Consider the following 10,259-nt stretch of genomic DNA (forward strand, 5'->3'; position numbering starts at 1 on the left):
TCGCCATGGCAGACGGCGTGGCCATCATCGGCATGGGCTGCCGCTATCCCGACGCCTCCAGCCCCGACCGGCTGTGGGAACTCGTCATGGCCCGCAGGCGGGCGTTCCGGCCGATCCCCCCGACCCGGCTGAACCTCGACGACTACGACACCGGCGACCAGGACTCGATCTACGTCCGCTACGCGGCGGTCCTGGAGGGCTGGTCGTTCGACCGGGCCCGGCACCGCATCCCCGGCGCCACCTACCGCGTCACCGACCCGGCACACTGGCTGGCCCTCGACGTGGCCGCCGACACCCTCGCGACGGCCGGCTTCCCCGACGCCGGCGGGCTGGACCGCGACAGGGCCGGCGTCATCATGGGCAACACGCTGACCGGCGAGTTCACCAGAGCCACCGCGATGCGGCTGCGGTGGCCGTACGTCCGCCGCGTCCTCCAGCAGGCCCTCGCCGGCGAGGACGTCCCCGCGGACGTCCGCGACCAGCTCATCCGGCGGTCCGAGGAACTGTTCAAGGCGCCGTTCCCGGAACCCACCGACGAGACCCTCGCCGGATCGCTGTCCAACACCATCGCCGGGCGGATCTGCAACCACTTCGACCTGCACGGTGGGGGTTTCACCGTCGACGGCGCGTGCGCCTCGTCGCTGCTCGCGGTCATCCACGCCTGCGCGGCGCTGACCGCCGGGGACCTGGACTTCGCCCTCGCCGGCGGTGTGGACCTCAGCCTCGACCCCTTCGAGCTGGTCGGGTTCGCCCGCACCGGCGCGCTCGCCCGTACCGACATGCGGGTCTACGACGCCGCCCCCACCGGCTTCTGGCCGGGCGAGGGGTGCGGCATGGTCGCGCTGATGCGCGTCGACGACGCGCTGGCCCTGGGCCGGCGCCCCATCGCGGTGATCCGCGGCTGGGGGACCTCGTCCGACGGCCGCGGGGGGATCAGCAGGCCCGAGGCCGACGGGCAGGTGCTGGCCCTGCGCCGCGCCTACGATCGGGCCCGGTTCGGCCCCGAGACGGTCGGCTACTTCGAGGGACACGGCACCGGGACGACGGTGGGCGACGAGGCCGAACTGCGGGCCCTGCGGGCCCTGCGCGGACACCACCGCCGTCCCGCCTACGTGGGGTCCGTCAAGGCCAACATCGGGCACACCAAGGCGGCGGCGGGCGTGGCCGGCCTGATCAAGGCGGCGCTGGCCGTGCACCACCAGGTCATCCCGCCGACCACCGGCTCGCACACGCCGCACGAGCTGCTCGGGGGCGGCCTGGCGACGGCGGAGCATCCCGTCCCGTGGCCGGCCGCCCCGGCACGGGCCGCGGTCAGCGCGATGGGTTTCGGCGGGATCAACACCCATCTGGTGATCGAGGCGGCCGGGTCGGCCCGCCGCAGCCGGCTGTCCGCCCTGCAGGAGCGGATGGCGCGGGCCCCGCTGGAGGCGGAGGTGTTCGCGGTGACCGCCGGCAGCTCCGCCGAGCTCGCCGGCAAGCTGCAGCGGATCGCCCGGCGCGCGGAGTCCATCTCCTTCGCCGAGCTCACCGACCTGGCCGCCGGCCTGGCCGACGAGCCGCCCGGCGCCCACCGGGTGGCCTTCACCGCCCGGCACCCCGCCCAGCTGGCCCGCCGGGCGAGCCGGGCCGCCTCCATGGTCGGCCGCGACGCGGCCGAATCCGGCATCTTCAGCGGGACCGGCCCGGCCGGCAGGATCGGCCTGATGTTCACCGGCCAGGGCGTCCCGGCACGCGGCACGGCCGGCGTCCTGGGGCAGCTGTTCGACGAGGCGCGGCACTACTTCGCCGGTGAGGAGGGATGCGACACCGAGATCGTCCAGCCGGCCGTCTTCCGGGCCTCGATGGCCGCCCTGAAGTGGCTGTACAGCCTCGGTGTGACGGCCGGCGCGGCCCTCGGCCACAGCGTCGGCGAGATAGCCGCGCTGACCTGGGCCGGAGCCATCGACGAAGACGCCGCGCTCGACCTGGTCACCGAACGCGGCCGGATCATGGGCGAGCTGGGCGCCGCCGACACCGGCATGGCGACCGTCGCCGCCACGGCGGACCGGGCCGCCACCCTGATCGACGGCCTGGGCCTGGTCATCGCCGCGGACAACGGCGCCTCCACCGTCGTCGCCGGACCGTCGGCCGCGCTGACGGCCGCGCTGGGCCGCGCCGGCGCGGCGGGCATCCCGGCCAGGAGGCTGCAGGTCAGTCACGCCTTCCACTCCCCCGCCGTGGGGGAGGCCGTCGCGCCGTTCACCGTCTGCCTGGACAAGGTGCCGTTCACCGCGCCGGTGGGGCGGGTCTTCTCGACGGTGACCGGCGGGGAGCTGGGCGCGGCCACCGACCTCCGGCGGCACCTGGCCGCGCAGGTCACCGACCGGGTCCTGTTCCGCCAGGCGCTGGACCTGCTGGCCGCCGAGTCCGACCTGCTCGTCGAGGTGGGCCCCGGCCGGTCGCTGGCGACCCTGGCCGGCGCGCAGCTCGGCGCCTCGCCGCCAGCCGTGTCCGTCGACGCCGGCGCGCGCACCGCGCAGGGCCTGCTGGAGACCGCTGCCGCCCTGTACGCGGCAGGCGCGACGGACTCGCTGCAGCCCCTGTTCAGCCACCGCTTCCATCGGCCCTACGACCTGACCCGGGACCCGGTGTTCCTGGCCAATCCGTGCGAGACGGCACCGGTGCCGGGACCGGCCCGATCCGGCGCGCCGAGCCGGCCGCGCGGCGACGGCGTGGCCGAGACCGGCACCGAGACCGGCACCGAGATCGGCGGGGCGGGGACCGTGGCCGGGGCGGGGGCCGAGACGGAGGCGGGGGCCGGGGCGGCGACCGTGGCCGAGGCCGTGCGCGACCTGGTCGCGGCCGCCCTGGAACTGGAGCCGGACGCGATCCGCGACGACGACCTGCTCCTGGCCGACCTGCACATGAACTCCCTGCAGATCATCCAGCTCGCCGTCTCGTCGGCGTCGGCGTGCGGCAGGGTGCTCCCGGCGGAGCTGCCGCGGATCGCCGAGGCCACGGTCGGCGACCTCATCGCCGCCGTCGAGACGTTCCCGCCGGCCGGCGAACGGGCCCCCGACGTGCCTGACTGGTTCCGGCTGTTCGCCGAGCACCGCCGCCCGGCCCCGCTCCCCGAGCCCGACGGCGCGCTGCGCGTCCGCGTCCCCGCCGCGCCCACGGACGCCGACATGACCCGCCTGATCACCACGGCCCGGCAGGCGCTCGCCGAACGCAGGCCCCTGGTCGTCGCCGACGAGGCCGACTGCGCGTCCGGGTTCGTCGCCGCGCTGCGCCAGGAGCACCCCGACCTCGACGCCCACTGGCTCGGCATCGACGGCGCCGGTCAGCCGTACGCCGTGGAGCATCTGCCGTTGCCCCCGGCGCGCGGCGAAGCCCCCCTCCGCCGCGACGACGTGGTCCTCGTCACCGGCGGTGGCAAGGGGATCGGGCTGCACGCCGGGCTCACCCTCGCCGAGGCGTACGGGGTGCGGCTGGCCCTGATCGGCCGGTCCGATCCCGCGGCCGATCCCGAGCTGGCCGACGGCCTGGCGCGGCTGCGGGCCGCCGGGATCGTCGCGGCCTACCGCAGCGCCGACGTCACCGACGCGAGCGCCGTCCGGCAGGCCGTGGCCGAGCTGTCCGAGCTGTCCGAGCTCGGCCCGATCTGCGGCGTCGTGCACGCCGGCGGCGTCAACCGGCCGGCGCGTTTCGACCAGCTCACGGAGGACGACTTCGCCGAGCACGCCCGCACCAAGTGCACGGGCCTGGCCAACGTGCTGGCGGCCCTGGATGTCGACCGGCTGCGTCTCGTGCTGGCCTACGGGTCGGTGATCGGACGGTTCGGGCTGGCCGGCGAGACGCACTACGCGCTGGCCAACGGGCGGCTGCAGGCCATGGTCCGCGCCCTCGCCGCAGATCTGCCCGCCGACTGCGTGACCGCGACGCTCGCCTGGACCGCCTGGAGCGGAGCGGGGATGGCCGAACGGCTCGGCGTGCTCGGCCACCTCGCCGGCGCCGGCATCGGCACCCTGCCGGTGCAGCGGGGAGCTGAGCTGCTGCTGGAGGCGATCGCGGCGCGGCCGGCCGGCGACACCATCGTCATCAGCGGCCGGCTTCCCCAGCTCGACCGCGCGCAGGCCACCCGGTCCGGGCACTCGCTGCTGCACCGCGTGCGCGGATTCGTCCCCGGAGTCGAGCTGGCCGCCGAATGCGACCTGGATCCGGCGAGCAGGTATCTCGCCGACCACCGGCTCGACGGGGTGCTGCTGCTGCCGGCGGTCTGCGCCCTGGAAGCCATGGCGCAGGCCGCGGAGATGCTCGGCACCCCTGCCGGGGCGATCACCGATGCCCGGTTCGAACGGCCGATCATCGTGCCCGCCGACGGAACCGGGACGATGCGCGTCCATGCCCTCCGCCACCCCGACGGCGGCGTGGACGTCACCATCCGCAGCGCGGAGACCGACTTCTCCGCCGTCCACTTCGCGGGGCGGGTCGTCGCCGCGTCGGCCGGCCCCCCGGACGTCGCCGTCCCGGCCGGTGATCCCCCCGCCCACGATGCGGCCGGTCTGTACGGGCCGCTGTTCTTCCACGGGCCCGCGTTCCGGCGGCTGGTCCGCTTCGAGTCCCTGTTCGCCACCGGATGCCGGGCCGTGCTGTCGGCCACCGGCGACGACCTCGGCATCGGGGCGCAGGCGCTGGGCGACGCCGCCCATCACGACGCGGCCATCCACGTGCTTCAGGCGTGCGTGCCGCACCGGCGGCTGCTGCCGGTCGGCTGCGAACGGTTCGAGGTGCACGGCCGACCGGACCGGCCCACAGAGGTGATCATCGAGGCGGTCGAGCGGGCCCGGCACGACACCGCGTACACCTACGACGTCGTGGCGCGGTCCACGACCGGCCGGCCCGTCTTCAGCTGGACGGGACTGCGGCTCCTCGACACCGGGCCGCTGCGCGTGGACGCCATGCCCGCGCTGCTGACCGGCCCCTACCTGGAACGGATGGTCGGGGACCTGTGCCCCGGCGCGTCCACCGTGACCGACGAGTGGCTGGAGCTGGGCGAGCAGCCGATCCCGGCCGAGCCCGCGTGGACCCGGCAGGCCGAGCAACTGGCCCGCCTGACGGGCGAGTCCCCTCGCGTGCTCAACGCCCGGTTGCGGACGGCGCACACGTGCCTGACCGAAGCCGGCCAGGCCGTGCCCCTCCAGGTCGAAGCGGCCTACGAGAACGGCTGGATCAAACTGACCGGCCCCGCCGGAGTGGCGGTCCTGTCCGGCCTGCTCACCCTGAACAGTTCCGACGGCCCGCCACGGGACATGGTCGTCGCCGTGCTCACCGGGGAGACGTGTTGAATCCCTTCTACGAACACCGCCAGGTCGTGACCTTCGCCGACACCAACGTCGTCGGGAACGTCTACTTCACCCACTACTTCGAGTGGCAGGGCCGCTGCCGGGAACGATTCCTCGCCGACCAGGCGCCGGAGGTCCTCCAGGCGCTCGCCGGCGACCTCGCCCTGGTGACGGCCGAGTGCTCCTGCGAGTTCTTCGGCGAGTTGTACGCCCTCGACGAGGTGTCGATCCGCATGTCGCTGGGCGGCATCGACGCCAACCGGGTGACCATGGACTTCCGGTACTACCGGCTCGGCGCCGGCCCGGCCCGGCTCGTCGCCCGGGGGCGGCAGACGATCGCGTGCATGCGCCGCGACCCCGCCGGCGCGCTCACCCCCACCGAGATCCCCGGCCCACTCAGCCGGGCGCTCGACCGCTACTCCCCCATCACGGCAGCCTAGGAGGACCGACCTGTGGATCTGCGGATCGGGATCATCGGGTGCGGGCGGATGGGCGCGGCGCTGGCCCGGCTCGTCGACCTGCACGGGATGTCGTTGCTGCTCGCCAACAGGACACCCGCGCGGGCCGCGGCGCTCGCCGCCGATCTGCCGGGGGCGCGGGTCGCACCGCCGGCGCGGGTCGCCGCCGAATCCGATCTGACCATCCTGGCCACGCCCATCGACGCCACCTGCCACGACCTGGCGCCCCGGATACGGCACGCGCGTTCGGTCATCGTCGATGTCTCCAACCCCTGCTTCGGCGTGCCGGCCGCGCCCGGGCACCGCTCGGCGGCCCAGCGGATCGCCGCCGCGCTGCCCGGCAGCGCCGTCGTGAAGGCCTTCAACTGCCTGTCGGCCCGATGGATCGCCGCCCACACCCGCTCGCCCACCCTGGTGACCGTCCCCATCGCGGGCGACGACCCCGCCGCCAAACAGCTCGTCAGCACGTTCTGCAAGACGCTCGGCTTCGACACCGCCGACGCCGGGCCGCTGGCCAACAGCCGGTGCGTCGAAGGGCTGACCGAGCTGCTGCTGTGCATCAACGCCGACGGCGTGGGCGTGCGGCTCATACCCGCGTCCCCTTGACCGCGGGCGACGCGTCCAACACCGGAGAAACAGGAGATCACCATGCCCACCCCCGTCGCCGGCCGCTGGCAGCTCAACGAGCGGCACCACAGAGCCGCCCTCGGGCTCTTCCTGGTGATCGTCGTCGCCCACTGGGCGGAACACCTCGCGCAGGCGATCCAGATCTACGCGCTCGGCTGGCCGATCCCGCAGGCCCGCGGGGTGCTCGGGCTGCCCTTCCCCTGGCTCGTCACCTCCGAATGGATGCACTACGGGTACGCCCTGATCATGCTGGCCGGGCTCGTCATGCTGCGGCGGGGCTTCACCGGCCGCTCCCGGACCTGGTGGAACATCGCGCTCGGCCTCCAGTTCTGGCACCACATCGAGCACCTGCTCCTGCTCGTCCAGGCGCTGTCCGGCGCGAACCTGGCCGGGCGGCCCGTTCCCACCAGCGTCATCCAGCTCCTGATCCCCCGTGTCGAGCTGCACCTGTTCTACAACGCCGTCGTCTTCGCGCCGATGGTGGTCGCGATGCTGCTGCACCGCAGGCCGCGCCAGGCCGAACGGACCCTCATGCGCTGCGACTGCGCGCTGCGCACCGCATGACGCCGAGACGCCCGTCCCCGCCGCTGACCATCGCCCTGCTGATCGTCGCCGCTCTCCTGCTGACCTGGACGATCCCCGCGATCGGGCCGGCGCTGCGGCTCGCCGGCGGTGACGGCCGGCCCGGGACGTTCACCGCGCAGCGCCTGGACTGCGTACGGCACCCCGGCCACGAGAGCTGCGCGTGGACCGGCGACTTCAGCTCCCATGACGGCGTCGTCCATCGCAGGGGAGTCACCCTCGCCGGCAGCGACCGGACCACCCACCAGGCGGGCCGGCGGACCGGGGCGGTCGACGTCGGGCTGCCCAACCGGGTGTACGGGCCGAACGGCTCCACCGAATGGATCTTCACCGCGCTCCTGCTCCTGGCCGTGCTGGCGCTCCTGGTCTTCGCCGCCGCGCCGGTCGCCGGAGCGGCACGACGGAGACTGACCGCCGGCGGAAGGGCGGACGAACATGATCGTGGCCATCACGGACGGCAACTGGCGACTGACCCGCGCCGCCCTGGCGAGCACAGGTGAACGTTTCGCCGACCTGGTGTCCGCCGCCGACCCGTCGGCCGCGGCGACGCGGCACTGGTCGGTGGCCGACACCGTCGCGCACGTGGCCACCCTCACCCAGGCGTGCGCCGCCATGTCGGGAGCCGCCACGCCGCCGGTCCGCGACCTCGGCGACCTGATGCGGCGGACCACCATCGACACCGTCGCGGACCTCAACGAGGTCGTCCTGGGACAGTTCACCGAACGGAACCCGGACACGCTCGCCGCGCGGATCCGCTCCGACATCGGGCTGATCCTCGACGCGACGGGCGGCGCGGACCCGGCCGGCGCCGTCCCGTGGCTCGGCGACTCCCGCGTCCCGCTCGCCGGGATCCTCGCCCACCTGCTCAACGAGCTGCAGATCCACGGCCGGGACATCGCCCGGACGGTGCGAGCGCGCTGGCCGGTGCCTCCACGTGAGGCCGGCATGTTCTTCGAGCTGTTCCTCATCGGCGTCACCCACTACGGCTACGGCCGGCTGCTCGACGGTCACGGCCCCTGGCCGAGACGGCGGGTCGCCGTGGAGTTCGCCTCCCCGTACACGACTCCCCGGGCCATCGTCCTCGACAACGGCCTGGTGACCGTCGAACGCCCGGGAGGGGCGGCCGATACCCGCGTCCTCTTCGACCCGGTGACCCTCAACCTGATGCTGTTCGGCCGGATCAGCAAGGCACGGGCGGCACTCACCGGACACGTCGTCGTGCGGGGCCCCCGGCCGTGGCTGCTGCCCGCCTTCTTCCGCATCATGCGGCTGCCGTCCTGACGGCGCCACCCCTCGCCGGCCCCACCCGCCCGAGTCCGGGGTGCGGTGATCGACACGGCGAGGGGGCCGCTGGTGGGGTCACGGACGTCGGCCGGCTACCAGTTGATGCGCTGGCTCGGCCCCCCGGTGCAGGGGCCGGAGATGACCGGTGTTCCGTTGGCGTAGCTGCTCACGTCCACGCACGCTCCGCTCGCACTCACAGTTTCGCGGCTGAAATAGCGGAATTCGGATGCGTAGTTGCACGAGATGAGGAAAAGGCGCCCGTCGTCTCCGAGACACTTCCGGCTGGCGACATGGCGGATGGCGCCGCCGAGGTCCCACCGGAACCGCTGGCTCGGCTGGCCGGCGCAGTCCCACAGGATGACCGGCGTGCGGTCCGCGTAGGAGGAGACGTCCCAGCACTTGTCTCCGGCGACATGGCGGAAGTTCCAGCTGAACTGCTGGCTGGGCTGCCCCAGACAGTCCACGAGGATCAACCGCGTGCCCGCGGCGTAGCTGCTGACGTCGAGACACCGGGCGCCGGTGACGCTGCGGAGCACGCCGTCCCACCACGTCCAGCGCTGGCTGGCCCGGCCGTGACAGTCCCACAGGACGGCCGGCGTGCCCGCGGCGTAGCTGCTGACGTCGAGGCACCGGTTGCCGGCGATCGACCTGATCGTGCCGTCGGTCGCGCGACGGAACTGCTGGCTGTCCCGGCCGTGACAGTCCCACAGGATGACGGGCGTCCCGTTGGCGTAGGAGCTCACGTCCAGGCATCGGCCGCCTTCGACGCTGTAGATCGCCTTGGGCGAGCTCACCGCCGCCTGAGCCGGAGAGAGGGGCCCTGTCACCGACAGAAGAGCGGCAACGGCCACCACCATGCGCAGCAGGCTGCTTCTCCACCTCATCGCTTCCCCCTTTCGCGGGAGTCATGTTCGAGCGGGTGATGACGTGCCCGCTCGCTCACCACGTTGACGCCCTGGGCGAGCGCGAGACATACGAAGAAGTTCGTAGAGCCGCACGCGTCGGAGAGAAGTGTCGGCGACAAATGATCATGCAAACTGCGGATATGACAGCTTTATCCGGGCGCGACGCCAGGCTCATCCACGACCTGGCGAAGGCGATTCTCACCGAGCCCGAGCCGGTGCGCGTGTGGCCGCTGCTCATGGAACGGCTGACCACCGACCTGCCGGTGGACCTGGCCGTCCTCATCGACCTGGACTGGCAGGCCGGAACCGGCCACGCCCTGACCGGCAAACCCGACTGGCTGCATCAGGCGCCGCTGGACGCGCTGATCGACGCCCACATGCGGGCGCACCCTCTGCTGAGCCACTACGCGCACACGGCGGACCTGAGCCCGCTGACGCTCGACCAGATCGCCGGTGACCGCTGGTGGAAGAGCGAGGCCTATCACGCCGGCAAGGCGGCCATCGGCATCGACCGCCAGCTCGCGCTGCCGCTGAGCTCCCGCCCCGGGCAGATCCGGGCCGTCATCATGAGTCGCAGCGGTCGCGGTTTCACCGATCGCGACCTGGAGTACGCCGATCTGGCCCGTTCGCTGCTCGACACGGTCTGCGCCCACGAGAAGGCGATGTTCGGCCTCGCCGCGCTCGGTGATCCCGCCGAGTACGGGATCACCTCGCGAGAGATGACCGTTCTGGCGCTGCTCGACGAGGGGCTGACCGCCCGCGCCATCGCCAGCAGGCTCCGGATCGCGGAGAGGACCGTCGTCAAGCACAAGGAGAACCTCTACCGGAAGCTGCGCGTGCACGATCGCGTGACCACTCTCAACAAGGCCCGCGCTCTCGGTCTGCTCCCCGCGCAACCACCTTCTCCTTGAACCTCGGCACTCCCCCCGAGCTCCTTGAACCTCGGGGGTGGGGGGGGGGGGGGGGGGGGCCGCGGGGGGGGGGGGGGGGGGCGGGGGGGGGGGGGGGGGGCGGGGGGGGGGGGGCGGGGCGGCGGGGGGGGGGGCCCCCCCCGGGGGGGGGGGGCGCCCGCGGGGCGG

At 73.7% G+C, this 10,259-nt stretch carries 8 protein-coding genes; 7 read left to right on the top strand and 1 reads right to left on the bottom strand.

Translation table 11 applies throughout. The features are described 5' to 3' along the window. The first annotated feature begins 5 nt into the window (after window positions 1-5). From ACGF0J_RS36510 to ACGF0J_RS36535, 6 genes are read left to right on the top strand one after another with little or no spacing between them, the layout of a single operon-like run. On the top strand, window positions 6-5,327 hold the full coding sequence (locus ACGF0J_RS36510; protein WP_393153606.1) for an SDR family NAD(P)-dependent oxidoreductase: 5,322 nt from the start codon (window positions 6-8) through the stop codon (window positions 5,325-5,327). Then, window positions 5,324-5,764: an acyl-CoA thioesterase gene (locus ACGF0J_RS36515; protein WP_393153608.1), complete on the top strand. Its 441-nt coding sequence runs from the start codon at window positions 5,324-5,326 to the stop codon at window positions 5,762-5,764. The genes ACGF0J_RS36510 and ACGF0J_RS36515 overlap by 4 nt, the downstream gene beginning before the upstream one ends. A gap of 12 nt (window positions 5,765-5,776) precedes the next feature. Further along, window positions 5,777-6,388, top strand: coding sequence for an NADPH-dependent F420 reductase (locus ACGF0J_RS36520; protein WP_393153610.1), 612 nt, complete (start codon window positions 5,777-5,779; stop codon window positions 6,386-6,388). A gap of 42 nt (window positions 6,389-6,430) precedes the next feature. Beyond that, the gene (locus ACGF0J_RS36525; RefSeq protein WP_393153612.1) at window positions 6,431-6,973 is read left to right on the top strand and encodes a hypothetical protein; all 543 of its coding nucleotides are present in this window, start codon (window positions 6,431-6,433) and stop codon (window positions 6,971-6,973) included. After that, a complete protein-coding gene (locus ACGF0J_RS36530; protein ID WP_393153614.1) occupies window positions 6,970-7,491 on the top strand; it encodes a hypothetical protein in 522 nt (173 codons plus the stop codon). The genes ACGF0J_RS36525 and ACGF0J_RS36530 overlap by 4 nt, the downstream gene beginning before the upstream one ends. Beyond that, window positions 7,427-8,272 (top strand): maleylpyruvate isomerase N-terminal domain-containing protein, encoded by an 846-nt coding sequence (locus tag ACGF0J_RS36535; RefSeq protein ID WP_393153616.1) that lies wholly within the window; start codon window positions 7,427-7,429, stop codon window positions 8,270-8,272. Before ACGF0J_RS36530 ends, ACGF0J_RS36535 begins: the two co-directional genes overlap by 65 nt. Window positions 8,273-8,367: 95 nt before the next feature. On the opposite strand, the gene ACGF0J_RS36540 is transcribed toward ACGF0J_RS36535, so the two are convergent. After that, entirely contained in the window at window positions 8,368-9,159 is a 792-nt protein-coding gene (locus ACGF0J_RS36540) for a ricin-type beta-trefoil lectin domain protein (RefSeq protein WP_393153618.1), read from the bottom strand. A gap of 161 nt (window positions 9,160-9,320) precedes the next feature. On the opposite strand from ACGF0J_RS36540, the gene ACGF0J_RS36545 reads away from it, so the two are divergent. Next, on the top strand, window positions 9,321-10,091 hold the full coding sequence (locus ACGF0J_RS36545) for a LuxR C-terminal-related transcriptional regulator (RefSeq protein ID WP_393153620.1): 771 nt from the start codon (window positions 9,321-9,323) through the stop codon (window positions 10,089-10,091). Window positions 10,092-10,259: the final 168 nt, after the last annotated feature.

Source organism: Nonomuraea sp. NPDC047897, assembly GCF_043204415.1.
Lineage (GTDB): Bacteria > Actinomycetota > Actinomycetes > Streptosporangiales > Streptosporangiaceae > Nonomuraea.